Here is a 15,929-nt window from a genome sequence, read left to right on the forward strand (position 1 = left end):
ACCAGGAGCTGCGGGACTGTTTGGGAAAAACCAGCGAAAGCTGAGGGAGAGTCAGTCCTCCAGCGCGAAGGCCACAGCTTCGCCCACAACTCGCAGGCACAGTTCGGTCCCCGGGCGGGCTATGGACGCGTTCCAGTGCCTGATGGTGATTATTTCGCCGCCGCCCGGGTAACGGTGATCGGCAACGGCTCCGGCTGCCAGCTCGGGCGGCACGGCCAGCTTCAGCCGGACAGTGGTTTCCGGGCCGAAGTAGTCGGTGTCCACCACCACGCCGCGGATGGGGCCGTCTTCAGCGATCCGGATCTGCTCCGGCCGCAGCATGAGCTGCACACGGCCCTGGGCCGGGGGCCTGCGGACCGGGATACCGCCCAGGGAACACGTCGCCAGCGAACCTTCCATCCAGGCATCAAGAATGACGGCGTCGCCCAGGAATTCTGCCGTGGCGCGGTCCGCAGGGCGGGTGTAGACCACAAACGGGTTGCCGATCTGTGCCAGTTTGCCGCCGCGCATCACCGCCACCTGGTCCGCGAAGGAAAGAGCTTCGGCCTGATCGTGGGTCACCAGGATGGTGGTCACTCCGGCGTCATTGAGCACCTTGGCCACGGCGCGGCGCGTGGCCACCCGGAGTCCGGCGTCCAGGGCGGAAAACGGTTCATCCAAGAGCATCAGCTCGGGTTCCCTGGCCAGGGCGCGGGCCAGGGCGACACGCTGCTGCTGTCCGCCGGAGAGCTGATGCGGCCGCCGGTTGGCCATGGCGGTGTCCAGTGAGACCATCGCCAGCAGCTCGCTGACGCGTTCGGCCACCGCACGCCGTCCGCCGGGCACCTTGGATGCGTTTAGCCCGAACGCAATGTTCTGGCCAACCGTCAGGTGCGGGAACAGTGCGCCGTCCTGGGCCACATACCCCACATGACGCTTATGCGCCGGCAACCAGCCGCCGTCGCCCGCCACTTTGGTTCCGTTCAGCGAAATGCTGCCCGTGGCAGGGTGCTCAAAACCGGCGATCAGCCGCAGGAGGGTGGTCTTGCCGGAGCCGGACGGCCCCACAATGGCGGTGGTCCCGCCCTTGGCCACGGACAGGTTGACGCCCTTGAGGACGGACTGCGAACCGAAGTTCTTGGTGACCGCGTCTATTTCCAGATGGCTGTTGGTGCTGGGCGCCACCGATGCCGCGATCCGTGGTTCCGGAAGCCTGGAAGGGGATTGTTCGGTCACTGTCCGGCTACTTTCTTGGACTGCTGGAAGAGGAGATAGGTCATGGGTGCAGAGAGGAGGATCATCAGCAGCGCGTAGGGGGCGGCGCCGGCGTAATCGATCTCGCTGCTCTTGCTCCAGAACTCGGTGGCGAGCGTCCGAGTGCCGTTGGGCGAGAGCAGCAGCGTTGCGGTGAGCTCATTGACGATTGCCAGGAACACAAGCGCCGCGCCACCGGCTGCGGCCGGGGCCGTCAGCCGGAGTGTCACCCGAATGAAGGACTGCAGCGGAGGCTTGCCCAGAGCCTGCGCTGCCTCGTCCAACTCCTTGGGCGCCTGCGACAGCCCCGAACGGATGTTCACGAGTGCCCTGGGCAGGAACAGCAGCACGTACGCCGCAATCAGCACACCAGCGGTCTGGTAGACACCCGGCACCACGCGGATACTGACCGTGACGAACGCCAGGCCCACTACAATGCCCGGCAAGGAGCTGGTGACGTAATTGGACAGTTCCAGCGCCTTGCTGAACCAGCTGGGGTGCCGCACGGCCAGGTACGCCATGGGAAACGCGACGGCGGTGGTCACCACGGCGCCGGCCAGGCCATAGCCGAGCGTCTGCAAAAGGGCGGGCAGGAACTCATCCACCGCCCAGATGCCGGCCCCGCCGGCAACGATCCAGCGGAAAACAAAGTACAGGGGGAGTCCGAAGGCCAGCCCTGTGAGGGCGAGCAGAGCGAGTTGCCCGGGCAGCTGGTATGCGTGCAGGGGAAGGCGCAGGGCCCTGGCCTGCGCGCCGGAGCCCACCCGGGCGTACCGTGCGGTGCCGCGGCCGCGGACTTCCACCAGAAGCAGGATGAGGCACAAGAACACCAGGACGCTGGCCAGCATGTTCCCAGCGGTGCCGTTGAACGTGGAACGGTACTGCACCATGATGGCCGTGGTGAACGTATCAAACCGGATCATCGCGAAGGCCCCGTATTCGGCCAGCAGATGCAGCGAGACCAGGAGCGCTCCGCCGGTCATGGCGATGCGCAGCTGCGGAAGAACCACCCGGAAAAAGACCCGCCAAGCGCCCAGGCCCAGGGACGCGGCGGACTGTTCGATGGCCGGATCCAGCCGGCTGAGCGTCGCTGCGGCGGGGATGTACACGAGGGGAAAATACGACAGCGTGGCGATCAGCACGCCGGACCACAGGCCCTCCAGCGACGGGACCGCGGAAACCCATGCGTAGCTGTTCACAAAGGCCGGAACGGCCAGCGGGGCGGCCAGCAGCACAGCCCAGATCTTGTGTCCGCGGAGCTTGGTCCGTTCCACCAGCCACGCACCACCCACGCCCAGCACAAGGCAGAGTGGAACAGTGACCAGCATCAGCAGCACGGTGTTCAGGAGCAGTTCGCCAACCCGCGCCCGGAAGATCAGCCCCACTGCGGCGTCCCAGCCGGTGGCTCCCGTCATGTAGATGACGTAACCCAGCGGGACCACCGAAAACAGGGCGATCAGCACCGCGATGACGGCTACTGCAGAGACGCCGAAAGGCGGGCGAGGGCGTTTGCCCCTGCCCGCCGTCGTCGTGCTCTCCGAAATCACGGGAGCCGATACATCAGTGGTCACAGAATTACAGCAGTCCTGCCTTGGTCATCAGCTCGGCGACCTTTGCGGAGTTCAGCTTGGCCGGGTCCACGGCCGGAGCCTGCAGATCCTTGACCGGAACCAGCTTCGCGTTGGCGTCAACCTTGGAGGCGATGGCGTATTCGAAGGAGGTGCCGTTCTTGAGGACTTCCTGGCCCTGCTTGCCGGTGATGAACTTCAGGAAGGCCTGTGCTGCCGCTGCGTTCTTGGAGGACTTGAGCACGCCGCCGCCGGAGATGGACAGGAAGGCACCCGGGTCCTGGTTCTTGAAGTAGTGCAGGCCGACGTTCTTGGAGTTCTCGCCGGTCTTGGCCTGGTCGCCGAAGTAGTAGTAGTGGTAAATCAGGGCCGTTTCGACCTCGCCGGCGTTGACGGCCTTCATAGCGGTGCTGTTGCCCTTGTAGGCCTTGGAGTTTTCCTTCATGCCCTTGAGCCACTCTTCCGTGGCTGCTTCGCCCTTGAGCTCGAGCAGCGCGGAAACGATCGCCTGGAAGTCGGCGCCGGCCGGGGAGGCCGCCCACTTGCCCTTCCACTCCGGCTTGGCCAGATCCAGCAAGGACTTGGGCAGCTTGTCTTCGCTGAGCTTTGTCTTGTCATAGACCAGCACGGTGGAGCGGGCGGCGATGCCGGTCCACTTGTTGGTGGACGGGCGGTACTCGGCCGGAACCTGGTCCACGGTGGCCTTGTCCATGTCTGCGAACAGTCCGGCGTTCTCAACCTGCGCCATTGCAGGGGAGTTTTCCGTGAGGAAGACGTCGGCCGGGGAAGCGCCGCCTTCCTGGACAATCTGGTTGGACATTTCGGTGTCGTCACCATTTCGGACGGTGACCTTGACGCCGGTCTCCTTGGTGAAGGCGTCAACCCATTCCGCGGTCAGGCTCTCGTGCTGGGCGTTGTAGACCGTGATCTCGCCGGACGGTTTGGCGTCCGCGGATCCGGTTGCGGCAGGGGTGGGGGTGCTGGCGCCACAGGCCGCCAGTCCCAGGGCTGCGGCGGCGGCGAGTGCGATACCGGCCAGTGCGTTGTTGCGGATCTTCATTGGGGCTGCTTTCTCGGAAAAGTCTGCGGACCGAGGTCCTGGCGAGCGGGGAAGTTAGGGGAGGCTCACTCGAGAAACTGTAGGTTAGCCAAACCTAAGCAGCCAAGCCAGAAACGGCTTAAGTGATGAGGATCACATCAATTACGGAACTGTTGCGTGACTTAATTGCCGGCGTGCACCGTAGCGGCCGCTTCCAGCACCATCCACGCCTGCAGCTGGGTGGAAAGTTCGACGGCGGCACCTGGCGGATACGTCTGGCTCGCCGGAGTCTCGGGGTGGACGGAAAAGATGTGGGTTTCGCCCTCCGTCACGGTCCGGCGGCCGGACCAGAAAGCCCCGGCGGTGTCCGTAACCAGCCGCGCGGCCGTGGCCCTGGTGACCGCCGGCAGGCGCCTGTCCACCGCGGCCAGCGCAAGGTACCGCGCCAGAATCCCGGTGAACAGCCCGCCGTCGCCCGTTCCATCACAGCGCAGCACCGTAGAGGGTATCCCGGCGGAGTTGGCGGCCGGCCGGGTGAGTGTCCGGTCCACCGCATCCACCAGGGTGGCTGCGCGGTCCAGGTTCGGCTGGCCGCCGAGCTCCAACAGTGCGCCCAGGACGGGGCCCTGGTTGTAGGTGTAGATGGCGCCTTCCACTACCACCTCACCCGTTTTACTGATCCGGAGCCCGTCCAGATACAGGCCCTGGACGGGGTCGAAGAGCTTGGCATCCAGCCAGTCCAGGAGCCCCTGGGCCCTGGCGGTGCTGCCGGTGCGGGCGAAATAGAGGGCCACCGGCGCGGTTGCAGGGGTGTTTTTGAAGTCGCGCTTTGTACTCCAGAACGTGCCCCCTCCCAGATCGTCGGTGGAGGCTGAATCGAATTGCAGGGCCAGGCTCTTGCGGACGCTGGCGTTGCGTCGGCGGCCGGGTTTGCGCGTTTCCTCGGCGAGCTTCTCCAGCCGCAGCGTGGATAGTGCCAGCCAGGCCATGTCGTCGTAGTAGCTGTTCACAACGGTCAGGAAGTTGCGCAGCCGGATCCCGGTGACCAGTTGCGAGGCGAGCTTGCCCGCACTGGGACGGTTGGCGCCGTCGAACCTGGACCCCGGGCTGGTGGCACTGCCCAACTCGCGGCGGCCGGTATCCACCAGGCAGTCAACGTAGTGCGCCTGCCACCAGTAGTGCCACGGCCGGAAGAGATTCTTCAGCCGGCTGGAGGGGCGTGCGACCGCGGCAATGTGGGTCCCGGGCAGGAAAAACAGCCGCTGCCCGAACAGCCTCGTGACCGATCGGGCTGCTTCGTCGGCGCGGGCCGGCCAGTCGGCAGGGGCCGCGGGCGAATCTGCCGGGGTCATGTTTTCAGCGCCGGAGGCACACCGCAGGCTTCTGGCCGGAACGGACTAGTTGCTTCCTGGATCATGAATCCCACCTTATCCAGAACTATCCGTAGAACAGGATTATTGGGGATGCCCGGTGATAAGCGCGGCCCGACCCCCACTCTCGAGGGGCTGGGTCATCCGCAGGGGTGCTAACTTCCAGCTTTTCAGTTAACATTCACTAACTAATGTTCACTGCCGGGCACGGGTTCGCATCAAGGAGGATGTATGGACATCAAGGGTACTGTCGCGCTGATTACGGGCGGGGCGTCAGGGTTGGGCGCCGCCACCGCCAGACGCCTGTTCGAGGCCGGAGCGTCCGTGGTGCTGGTGGATCTGCCCGCGTCAGCCGGGGCGGCCTATGCCTCCGAGCTGAACGCTTCCCGCGGTTCGGGTGGCGCCGTTGCAGACGCTGGCACCGGGAACACCGCCGTCTTTGTCCCCACGGACGTGACCAGCGAGGACCAGGTGCAGGCCGCCGTCGACGCCGCTGTTGCCCTGGGCCCGCTGCGGATACTGGTCAACTGTGCCGGCATCGCAACGCCCGGCAGGGTGATCGGGCGCGACGGGGTCCTGCCGCTCGAGACGTTCAGCCGGGTCATCCAGATCAACCTCGTGGGCACCTTCAACGTGATCCGCCTGGCCGCCGTTGCCATGGCTGCCACCGAACCGGCCACCACCGCCCTTGGCGGTCCGGAGCGCGGCATCGTCATCAACACCGCCTCCGTTGCCGCGTTCGACGGACAGATCGGCCAGCCCGCCTACGCTGCCTCCAAGGGGGCAGTGGCGGCCATGACGCTGCCGCTCGCCCGGGAGCTTGCGCGCTCCCTGATACGCGTGGTGACCATCGCGCCCGGCATTTTCGAGACCCCCATGATGGCCGGGTTGCCGCAGGAAGCCCAGGATTCGCTGGGCCAGCAGGTCCCTCACCCGTCCCGTCTGGGCCGTCCGGCCGAGTACGCAAACCTCGCCGCGCACATCGTGGAAAACGCCATGCTCAACGGCGAAACCATCCGTTTGGACGGCGCCATCCGGATGGGCCCCAAGTGACCCAGATACCCGTGTCTGCCGGGCCGTCGTTGGTGGAGGCCCTTCCCACTGCCGACTTCTTCGATTTCGAGTCGCTCCTCAGCGAACCGGAACAGCGCAAGCTGAACGAGCTGCGTGAATTCCTGGCCCGCGAGATCGCGCCGTACGCGGGGGAGTGGTGGGACAACGCCGAGTTTCCCTCGCACATCCTGCCCAAGCTGGCGGCGCTGGAACTCAGCACCCCGTCGCAGCGCGGCTACAGCCACCTTTTCGCCGGCCTGGTCATCGTTGAAATGACCAGGGTGGACACCTCCATTGCCACGTTTTTCCTGGTGCACCACGATCTCTTCGTGGAGTCGCTGTTTGAGTTCGGCTCCACGGAACAGAAGGCACGCCTGCTCGACGACGCCTCGAACCTCCGCACCACGGGCGCCTTTGCGCTGACCGAACCGGAGCACGGCTCGGACGTGGCCGGCGGTATGGAAACCCGTGCCCGCCGGATATCGGGTTTGACAGGAGCGGCCGACGACAACGGCGACTGCTGGGTCCTGAACGGCGCCAAGCGATGGATCGGCAACGGGACATTCTGCGACTACATGCTGGTGTGGGCGCTGGACGAGGCCGACGGCGCCGTCCGGGGGTTCATCGTGGACGCGACACTGCCTGGGGTGAGCCGGCGAAAGATCGAGCACAAGATTGCCCTGCGCACGGTGCAGAATGCGGATATCCGCTTCGAGGACGTCCGTGTGGCCGAGGCCGACCGCTTTGCCGGCATCAACAGCTTTACGGACACTAACCACCTGCTCCGCGGATCGAGGATCATGGTGGCGTGGCAGGCGGTGGGCCAGCAACTGGCAGCGTTCGACGTCGCGCGGCAGTACGCCGTCGAACGCCGGCAGTTCGGGCGGCCGCTGGCGAAGTTCCAGCTCATCCAGCAGCAGCTGGTCACCATGCTGGGCAACGCCGTGGCGAGCATGGGCATGATGGCGCGGATCGCGCAGCTGCAGGAGGAAGGCGGCGCTGACATGCCGCAGGTGGCACTGGCAAAGTCCTATAGCAGCTCCAGGATGCGCGAGACAGTGGCCATGGGCCGTTCAATCCTGGGCGGCAACGGGATTGTGACCGATTACCGGATGGCGAAAATCTTCGCTGACGCCGAGGCCATTTACACCTATGAGGGCTCCTATGAGATCAATACGCTGATCGTGGGCCGCGCCGTCACCGGGGTATCCGCGATCGTCTAGCACAGGACACTAGCTGTTTCGTCTCGGCGGCCCGGCAAGTATCAGGCCGCCGACAAGGCGGGCGACAGCGAGCGGAACGGCAACCAGGGCACGGAGGTGCGGACCATGCGGAAGGATGGACCTCAGCAGACCTGACCGGCCCGGACAATGCACTGAAAGAGGAAGACCCCCATGCCTGAGACCTCCGACTATCCCATGAGCCCGGATTCCAAGCCGCGCACCGGACTTCCAGCCATCTGGTCCGACGGACTCGGCCGCGCAAGCATCCGTTCCGTCCAGGTCCTTCTGGTCATCACCCTGGCCTGGGTGATTCTCTGGTCCATCACACGTGTCCCGCTCGTCATCATTCCCGTCGTGATCGCCCTGATCCTCGCCTCAGCCATCTCACCCCTGGTGCGCTGGCTGACCGGCCGCGCCTGGCCCCGTGCCCTCGCCGTCGTGGCCTCCCTTGTGGCGATCCTTGCCGTCTTCGGGGGAGTCATCACCGGCATCGTGTTCCTGGTCCGGAACCAGTGGAAGGAGCTCTCCGCCCGCGCCGTCTCCGGGGTTGACCAGCTCCACGGTTTTCTGAACACCGGGCCCATCCCGGTCAGCGACGAGCAGATCAACGCCACCCGAGAGTCCGTCCAGGCGTTCTTCACCAGCAGCTCGTTCGGTACCGAAGCCCTCACCGGTGTGCGCACGGCAGGGGAAATCCTGGCGGGCATGGTCCTGATGGCCGTCATCCTGTTCTTCTTCCTCAAAGACGCGGAGAAGATCCGTGGCTTCCTGTTCGGCTTCCTGCCCGCTGACCACCGGGCCAAAGCCCATCTGGCGGCCGAGCGCAGCACCGCAGTGCTGGGCGGATACTTGCGTGGAACGGCCATCGTGGCCGCGATCGACGGCCTCGTCGTCGGAATTGCCCTGGCCATCATGGGTGTGCCGCTCGCCCTGCCTCTGGGCGTGTTTATCTTCATCGGCGGGTTCATCCCCATTGTGGGCGCCACTGCAGCCGGCACCCTGGCTGTCGCAGTCGCCCTGATTTCCAACGGACCCGTGGCTGCCCTGATCGTGCTCGCAGTGGTCATCGGAGTGAACCAACTCGAACACCACTTCCTCCAGCCAGTCCTGATGGGCAAGGTCCTGAGCATCCACGGCCTGGCCATCCTGCTGGCCCTGGCCGCCGGAACCATGCTCGCAGGCATCATCGGCGCCCTCCTTGCTGTGCCGCTGACCGCCGTCGGATGGACAGTCATTAAGACGTGGTCCGGGCGGGATACCCCGGTCCCCGTTGAGGCAGGTCCGGCAGAGTCCGTTCCCGGTTAGCTTTGCGGCTGTTTTTCGCCGGCCTCGATCTTTGCGTCGAGGCTGTTGTTTTTCACCGGCATGGGGCAGGTGCCGTACGGGGTGAAGGCACTGGGGTAGTTGATGGCGCGGTTGAAGTCCAGGATCACGGTGCCGTTAGGCCGGGGCCGCGCCGTGGCCACTTTGCGCCACTCAGCTGTTTCTCCTTCTCCGTCGGGGCCCGCGTTGGTGCCATCGTGGAACGTGACTGTCAGGGCGCCGAGCTTCTCTTCCTCGGCGTGGAGCCGGTACTCATGCTCGGTGCCGGGGAGGTGGAACACCAGCTCACCCACGGACAAATGCACTCCGTCAACCAGCGGGTTGGCCGTACCGATCGGCACGGCCACCGGCGCTGGATACGCCTCATACTTGGCCTCGATCACCAGGTCAGGGCGGTATTCGAAGGTGGGAACGCCGTCGAACTCCGTGAACACCGGTGACTTCGAATCCCGGGTGCGGATGGCGTACTTATCGGCGCGCATGGCGAGCTCCACCACGACCTGCTTGCCGTCCGCTCCGCCGTACTGCACCCACATCAGGGATTCCTCATCGGCGAGTGTCGCCGTGATGGTGCCGTCCACAGGCGCTCCCGTTTCCACGAGAGTGAGCGCGTCCGCCGGCGCAGCGGTGAGTGCCGCCGTCGTGCCGTCCGTGGACCATAACCCCGGGGCGAGTTCGACGGCGGCCGGCTGGCCTTCCAGCCACTGGAAGGACGTGAGCGTCAGCCAGCCGTACTCCGCCGCGAGGGCCGTATTGCGGCTGTTCCGGAAGCGGTGCCAGCGTTCCAGCTGCGCGTCTGCGGTGCTGCTCATGGTTCCTCCAGGGTGGTGAATGGCTGCCTTGGCTACAACCCTAGGCCGGACCCCGGCATTCCCGCCCGGGGAACGGCCCACACAGGGGTTGTTTCATGAACTGCTCGAAAGAAATCGCTCCTGAGAATTCTCAGGAGCGATTTCATTCCGGAGTACCCTTGCATCATGGCCGAGTCAGCTGATACCGTTCCCGGGCCGACCGTCTCGTACCGGATCCGGGCCGTGAGGCCACTTGCATGGGTCATGGCATTTCTCGCAGCTGTGCCGTTCTTCGGGCTCATCGATATGGTGGCACTGCTCGACCTGGACCAACCGGCTTCCGAATGGGACGTCCCGCTGGGAGTCAGTTGGGGGAGCTTCTTCACGGTCCTGCTCGCCGGCCCGTTCGTGTGGATTGCGCTCATGCCTCACCGGGCGTGGCCAGCTATCGTCCAGCTCGGCATCGCGTCGTTCGCGTTGATGATCAGCAGCCTTGCGGGCCTTGACGGGAGACCGCTGTGGGTGGCCGTGCCGGTGGCCGGCTCGGCCCTGCTGTTCGCCTGGCTGACATCCGGGGTGGCCGGCAGATTTCCGCGGTCGTGGTCACTGCACTGGCCGTACCTGATTCTTGCCGGGGCCGGTCTCGTGATGTGGATACCTTACGCCCTTCACGCGCTGGGGATGTCACGGGCCCGCATTGACGGCGACATCACGTTGGGCATCGAACACTGGCCGGTTCAAGGAGCAGCCGGATTGGCGCTGGCAATGTGCGCCGTGGCAATGGCGATGTGGGCTCCTGGCCGGCCCCTGCTACGTCTGACGGTCAGCGTGTCGGCCACGCTGATCGGCGTCTCGATGCTTGACGAGCCCGACCGTGCCGGGGCGCTGGGAAGTCAGCTGTGGGGTACGGCCATGGTGATCTGGGGAACGGCCCTGGCCCTTCCGCTGCCCGTTCGTCGGTCCGGCCGGGTCGATGCGACACATCAAGACCCCAACGACCCGGGTCAATACAAGTAGTTGGCTGTGCAGCCTCAGGCGATGCGAGTGATGAGTCAGATCTTGGTGTGTTCTTCTGAGACGGATTCCCCGGACCGCAGCGCCAACGGGTAACATCCCATAGGAACACAAGTAATCCGGCTCACAGTATCCAATGCAGTGTACGAGCCAAGTCCGAACCCTCGAAAGATAGTTTCCATGGCTCCCACTGCAATGAATTCCGGCAAAGAGAACAAAGGCGCAGACCTCGCCAGCGAGCTGCGGGCCGATGTCCGCCGGGTGTCCACCCTGCTCGGTGAATCGCTGGTCCGCCAGCACGGCCCCGAGCTCCTGGCCCTCGTGGAGCAGGTGCGCCTGCTGACCAAGGAATCCAAGGAAGCCGCGCGCGGCGGCGCGGATGCCACCGGCCCCTGGAGCGCGCACGACGTCGTTGCCCAGGTCCGCGAGCTGCTCGCCTCCCTGCCGCTTGAGCAGGCAACGGATCTGGTGCGTGCGTTCGCGTTCTACTTCCACCTCGTCAACGCCGCCGAACAGGTGCACCGGGTCCGCGGCCTCCGCGCCCGTCCGGAGAAGGACGGCTGGCTGGCCAAGGCGGTTGCCGATATCGCCGGCCAGGCAGGGCCAGCGGTGCTCCAGGAAGTGGTCAATGAGCTGGACGTGCGCCCGATTTTCACCGCGCACCCCACCGAGGCCTCGCGGCGCTCTGTCCTGGACAAGATCCGCAAACTCTCCGATGTGCTGGCCGAGTCCACCGCCGAAGGCACCTCGGCCCGCCGCCGCCAGGACCGCCAGCTGTCCGAGGTGATTGACCAGATGTGGCAGACGGACGAGCTCCGCCAGGTCCGGCCCACGCCTGTGGATGAGGCCCGCAATGCCATCTACTACCTGAGCAGCATCCTGACGGACGCCATGCCGGAAATGCTCACGAATCTGTCCGAGCTGCTGGGTGAACACGGCGTCACCCTGCCTTCACAGAATGCCCCCATCAGCTTCGGATCCTGGATCGGCGGGGACCGTGATGGTAACCCCAATGTCACGGCGGCGGTCACGCGGGAGATCCTGCAGATCCAGAACCAGCATGCGGTGCGCATCAGCATCGCCATGATTGATGAACTGATCTCCATCCTCTCCAATTCCACCGCGCTTGCGGGGGCGGGCCAGGAATTGCTGGATTCAATCGATGTGGACCTCAAGAAGCTGCCAGGCCTTGACCGTCGCGTTCTGGAGCTCAACGCCCAGGAACCATACCGGCTGAAACTGACATGCATCAAGGCCAAACTGATCAATACCGCCAGGCGGGTGACGGCCGGATCGGCACACGAACATGGCCGCGACTATACCGCCACCGACGAGCTCAATGCCGATCTGGAACTGCTGGAATCCTCCCTCCGCAACCACTCGGCGGCGCTCGCAGCAGACGGGGCTCTCGCCAGGGTCCGCCGCGCCATCGCCTCCTTCGGCCTGCATCTGGCCACGCTGGATATCCGCGAGCATGCAGATCACCACCATGACGCCGTCGGGCAGCTCATGGACCGTCTGGGCGGCCCGGGCATCCGGTATGCGGAACTCAGCCGTGACGAGCGCTTTGAGGTGCTCGGCTCGGAGCTGGCATCCCGGCGTCCGTTGTCCGGCCACCCGATCAAGCTCGACGGCGTTGCTGACGGCACGTACGACGTCTTCCGTGAGATCCGGCGCGCCCTGCGCACCTATGGCCCCGACGTCATCGAGACGTACATCATCTCCATGACGCGGGGCGCCGACGATGTCCTGGCCGCTGCTGTGCTGGCCCGCGAGGCCGGCCTGGTGAACCTCTTTGGCGAGGCGCCATATGCCAAGATCGGATTTGCGCCCCTCCTGGAAACCGTGGAGGAGCTGCGCGCTTCGGCGGAAATCGTTGACAAGCTCCTGTCTGATCCGTCCTACCGGGAACTTGTCCGGCTGCGCGGTGACGTGCAGGAGGTCATGCTGGGCTACTCGGACTCCAACAAGGAATCCGGTGTGATGACCAGCCAATGGGAGATCCACAAGACCCAGCGGAAGCTGCGCGACGTCGCCGCGAAGCATGGCGTCAGGGTCCGCCTCTTCCACGGCCGCGGCGGCTCTGTTGGCCGCGGCGGCGGGCCCACCTACGACGCCATCATGGCCCAGCCCAACGGTGTGTTGGAAGGCGAAATCAAGTTCACGGAGCAGGGCGAGGTCATCTCGGACAAGTACTCCCTGCCGGAGCTGGCCCGCGAAAACCTGGAGCTCTCATTGGCTGCAGTGATGCAGGGCTCCGCCTTGCACCGGACTCCGCGCACCTCGGAAGACCAGCGCGAGCGCTACGGGCACGTGATGGAGACCATCTCCGACGCAGCCTTTGAGCGCTACCGCACACTGATTGATGATCCGGACCTCCCCGCGTACTTCCTGGCCTCCACACCGGTGGAGCAGCTGGGCTCCCTGAACATCGGCTCCCGTCCGTCCAAGCGCCCGGATTCCGGTGCAGGCCTTGGCGGGCTCCGTGCCATCCCGTGGGTATTCGGCTGGACCCAGTCGCGTCAGATCGTGCCCGGCTGGTTCGGCGTGGGCTCGGGGCTCAAGGCTGCACGGGCGGCCGGAAACGCCGTCCAGCTCGCAGAGATGATGGAGAACTGGCATTTCTTCCGCTCGGTACTGTCCAATGTGGAAATGACGTTGGCCAAGACGGACCTGGACATCGCCGGCTACTACGTCGACACGCTGGTGCCTGAAGAACTGCACCACCTGTTCCGGGCCATCCGTGCCGAGTATGAGCTCACGGTCACCGAGATTCAGCGCCTCACCGGCGAAAACGTGCTGCTTGATGCCCAGCCGGAGTTGAAGCGCTCGCTTGAGATCCGTGACCAGTACCTGGATCCGATCAGCTACCTGCAGGTTGAACTGCTGCGCCGGGTCCGGGCCGAAGCCGCGGCGGGGGAGAGTATTTCCGGGGCTGAGATTGACGAACGGCTCCAGCGGGCCATGCTCATCACCGTCAACGGCGTGGCAGCCGGCCTGCGCAACACCGGGTAGCGGCGCTGCTTTCTGAGGCTAGGGTTGTTTTATGCCGTCGTTCCAGACCAGACTCAAGATCACCGGGCTCAAGCCGGGCAACCCTCCTGATTCCGTGATGGCTGCCGCCGTTGAGGCACTCGAGACACGTCACCACGTGGAATCGAACCAGCTGGACCTGGCCGGCGGCGTGCCGCAGCTGAACCTCCGGTTCCTGGTGGAACCCACCGAGTACAACGGTGAGAATCACCAGGCGCGCGAATCGGCAGCGATGATGCGCGACGCCGTCGAGCGTGTTGCGCTGACCGGGGCACTGTCAGTGCTCCGCCGGAACCGCGGACGCTGGGCGCCCGTCTGACCAGTTAGATCGCTGGCTTGCCAGGCTCATCCACGGGGGAGCGGTTTCCGCGCCTCCGCGTGACGATGATGCCGACGACGGCGCCGATCACCAGCCCGACGCCCACGCCGATCAGTGAGCTCGCCCAGAAGGGCAGCCTGGTTGCCGAGCCGGTGAAGTAGCCGAGCCCCACCAGCCACGTCGCCCAGAGGACCGCGCCGAGGGCCGCACACAGGCTGAAGCCGCGCGCGGAGACGTCCGCTATGCCGGCCCCGGCGGAGGTAGCCAGCCGGCCGCCGGGTACAAACCGGGCTCCGATGATGGTGCCGTAGGTGGAGGAACGCCCGGCCCTGGCAATGGCGCGGTGGATTCCCTGGTGTACTTTGCGCCCCCAGTGCCAGCGGTCCAGCACATGGCTGAGGCGGCGCTTGAACAGCTGGAAAACCACCACATCTCCGATCCAGGATGCGAGGGCGGCCAGAACTCCCACCAGGAACAGGTTGGCACGGCCGTCAGCGGACAGGGCTCCGCCGGTGATGACCACCATTTCGGAGGGGATGGGTGGGAAAACGGCGTCGCCGAGCACCAGCGGGATGATCCAGAAATAGATCGCCGCCCCCCAGGTGTCGGCGTTGCTTAAGTCCATGGGCACAAAGTACCGCACTTTGTGTTCCGAAGCCGGACTCTGGCTGTGTCAGGCTTCCTGGACCGAGGCGGGAGCAGCCGACACGGACGGCGCATGGCTCAGGTGCCGGCCGGCGAGGAAATACCAGTACGGCCATGCGAGCCAGGCCGCAGCCCCCAGCGCCACACCTGCGCCGCCGACGCCCCGGCGCAGCCATCCCGGTGACTGCTCCACGACCGTAACCCCGGCGAGGGGGAGAGCCACCAGCATGGCGCCGCCGATGAACCGGCCCAGTCTGGCAAGGCCTTGAGGGTAGCCGCCCGTTTTCAGCAGCCTCCGGTGAACCAGCAGAAACCACACGCCCTGAATGATGATCGCTCCCACCGAAATGCCCGTCGACGTCCCGAAATCAAGCTGCTTGAAGACCAGCAGGAAGGAACTGGCGGATCCTGCAGCGCACGCCGCCACAACAACCCATTGGCCGGCTTGGGACAACGGAGTGCGGTTCAGCCGGCGGTGCACTTGGATGATCACAGGGATCACTATCAGGTTGAAGAGGCCCCCGGTGGCATCGTTGATGGTTCCGAACACGTATGGACCGTTCTTTGGTACTTCGATCGCGTACATCAGACCAAGCGTTGCGACACCAACCACCCCCAGCCCGGCCGCCGCGTAGGCGAATTTGGCTGTTGCGCGGTCGCCTGGAATCTCGATGAGCTGGTCCATGATGCCCTCGCTTCGCATTGCACCAGGCGGCAAGAGCCGTCGATGCCGTAATGGTAGCCCCGGCGCCGCCTGACATCCAGAGGTTTCCGGTGGCAGACTGGCTGGATGCGGATCGCAATCATTCAGGGAGACATCACCACCCGGCACGTTGACGCAATCGTCAATGCGGCCAACTCAACATTGCTGGGCGGTGAAGGGGTGGACGGGGCCATCCACCGGGCTGCAGGAGTCCGCCTTTTGGCGGCCTGCCGCACCCTCCGAACCACCACCTTGCCGGACGGGCTTCCGGTGGGAAAAGCAGTGGCCACACCCGGGTTCAAGCTCCCGGCGAGCTGGGTGATACATACCGTGGGTCCCAACGTGCATGCTGGGGAAACCGATCCGGCACTGCTTGCCTCCTGCTTTACCGAGAGCATGCGTGTGGCGGAGGGGCTGGGTGCCCGCTCGCTGGCGTTTCCCGCGATCAGCGCCGGCGCCTACGGCTGGGACGCCCGCGACGTTGCGGAAGTGGCGTTCGACGCCGTTCGCAGGTATGCCGCCGCCTCGCCGAGGACTGGCCTGACGTTGTTGGAGTTCGTTCTCTTCAGCGAGGAGACGGCCGGAATCTTCCGGGAAGTGCACGGTTAGGCCGGG

Annotated in this window: 14 protein-coding genes; 7 read left to right on the forward strand and 7 right to left on the reverse strand. The window is 65.3% G+C overall.

Translation table 11 applies throughout. The annotated features are described in order from the left end of the window. Nucleotides 1-51 precede the first annotated feature (51 nt). The 4 genes from ACQCST_RS04505 to ACQCST_RS04520 form a co-directional block, all read right to left on the reverse strand. Entirely contained in the window at nucleotides 52-1,215 is a 1,164-nt protein-coding gene (locus ACQCST_RS04505; protein ID WP_426998138.1) for an ABC transporter ATP-binding protein, read from the reverse strand. Beyond that, nucleotides 1,212-2,804, reverse strand: a complete 1,593-nt coding sequence (locus ACQCST_RS04510; RefSeq protein ID WP_426998139.1) for an ABC transporter permease — start codon at nucleotides 2,802-2,804, stop codon at nucleotides 1,212-1,214. Before ACQCST_RS04510 ends, ACQCST_RS04505 begins: the two co-directional genes overlap by 4 nt. 4 nt (nucleotides 2,805-2,808) lie before the next feature. Next, nucleotides 2,809-3,861 (reverse strand): iron ABC transporter substrate-binding protein, encoded by a 1,053-nt coding sequence (locus ACQCST_RS04515; protein WP_426998140.1) that lies wholly within the window; start codon nucleotides 3,859-3,861, stop codon nucleotides 2,809-2,811. 161 nt (nucleotides 3,862-4,022) lie between these two features. Next, complete coding sequence (locus ACQCST_RS04520) at nucleotides 4,023-5,192, reverse strand: glycoside hydrolase family 76 protein (protein WP_426998141.1); 1,170 nt, start codon at nucleotides 5,190-5,192, stop codon at nucleotides 4,023-4,025. A gap of 249 nt (nucleotides 5,193-5,441) precedes the next feature. On the opposite strand from ACQCST_RS04520, the gene ACQCST_RS04525 reads away from it, so the two are divergent. From ACQCST_RS04525 to ACQCST_RS04535, 3 genes are all read left to right on the forward strand, one after another. Then, the gene (locus ACQCST_RS04525) at nucleotides 5,442-6,263 is read left to right on the forward strand and encodes an SDR family NAD(P)-dependent oxidoreductase (RefSeq protein WP_426998142.1); all 822 of its coding nucleotides are present in this window, start codon (nucleotides 5,442-5,444) and stop codon (nucleotides 6,261-6,263) included. After that, nucleotides 6,260-7,486 (forward strand): acyl-CoA dehydrogenase family protein, encoded by a 1,227-nt coding sequence (locus tag ACQCST_RS04530; RefSeq protein WP_426998143.1) that lies wholly within the window; start codon nucleotides 6,260-6,262, stop codon nucleotides 7,484-7,486. The genes ACQCST_RS04525 and ACQCST_RS04530 overlap by 4 nt, the downstream gene beginning before the upstream one ends. 171 nt (nucleotides 7,487-7,657) lie before the next feature. Then, the gene (locus ACQCST_RS04535; RefSeq protein WP_426998144.1) at nucleotides 7,658-8,791 is read left to right on the forward strand and encodes an AI-2E family transporter; all 1,134 of its coding nucleotides are present in this window, start codon (nucleotides 7,658-7,660) and stop codon (nucleotides 8,789-8,791) included. Here ACQCST_RS04535 and ACQCST_RS04540 read toward each other — a convergent pair. Continuing rightward, on the reverse strand, nucleotides 8,788-9,621 hold the full coding sequence (locus ACQCST_RS04540; protein ID WP_426998145.1) for a DUF1684 domain-containing protein: 834 nt from the start codon (nucleotides 9,619-9,621) through the stop codon (nucleotides 8,788-8,790). The genes ACQCST_RS04535 and ACQCST_RS04540 overlap by 4 nt on opposite strands. A gap of 165 nt (nucleotides 9,622-9,786) precedes the next feature. Between ACQCST_RS04540 and ACQCST_RS04545 the strand changes: the two genes are divergently transcribed. From ACQCST_RS04545 to ACQCST_RS04555, 3 genes are all read left to right on the forward strand, one after another. Further along, complete coding sequence (locus tag ACQCST_RS04545; RefSeq protein ID WP_426998146.1) at nucleotides 9,787-10,617, forward strand: hypothetical protein; 831 nt, start codon at nucleotides 9,787-9,789, stop codon at nucleotides 10,615-10,617. Nucleotides 10,618-10,794: 177 nt separating this feature from the next. Beyond that, entirely contained in the window at nucleotides 10,795-13,629 is a 2,835-nt protein-coding gene (ppc, locus tag ACQCST_RS04550) for a phosphoenolpyruvate carboxylase (protein ID WP_426998147.1), read from the forward strand. Between the two features lie 31 nt (nucleotides 13,630-13,660). After that, nucleotides 13,661-13,966 (forward strand): hypothetical protein, encoded by a 306-nt coding sequence (locus ACQCST_RS04555; protein WP_426998148.1) that lies wholly within the window; start codon nucleotides 13,661-13,663, stop codon nucleotides 13,964-13,966. A gap of 4 nt (nucleotides 13,967-13,970) precedes the next feature. Here the strand turns inward: ACQCST_RS04555 and ACQCST_RS04560 are convergent, their stop codons facing one another. Both ACQCST_RS04560 and ACQCST_RS04565 read right to left on the reverse strand, forming a co-directional pair. Further along, nucleotides 13,971-14,591, reverse strand: a complete 621-nt coding sequence (locus ACQCST_RS04560) for a DedA family protein (protein WP_426998149.1) — start codon at nucleotides 14,589-14,591, stop codon at nucleotides 13,971-13,973. Nucleotides 14,592-14,639: 48 nt separating this feature from the next. Next, on the reverse strand, nucleotides 14,640-15,314 hold the full coding sequence (locus ACQCST_RS04565) for a hypothetical protein (protein WP_426998150.1): 675 nt from the start codon (nucleotides 15,312-15,314) through the stop codon (nucleotides 14,640-14,642). Nucleotides 15,315-15,401: 87 nt separating this feature from the next. Here ACQCST_RS04565 and ACQCST_RS04570 point away from each other — a divergent pair, with 87 nt between their 5' ends. After that, nucleotides 15,402-15,923 carry an O-acetyl-ADP-ribose deacetylase gene (locus ACQCST_RS04570; RefSeq protein ID WP_426998151.1) on the forward strand — a complete coding sequence of 174 codons (522 nt, stop codon included), beginning with the start codon at nucleotides 15,402-15,404 and terminating at the stop codon, nucleotides 15,921-15,923. Nucleotides 15,924-15,929 lie beyond the last annotated feature (6 nt).

It is taken from the genome of Pseudarthrobacter sp. N5 (genome assembly GCF_050157035.1).
Classification (GTDB): domain Bacteria; phylum Actinomycetota; class Actinomycetes; order Actinomycetales; family Micrococcaceae; genus Arthrobacter.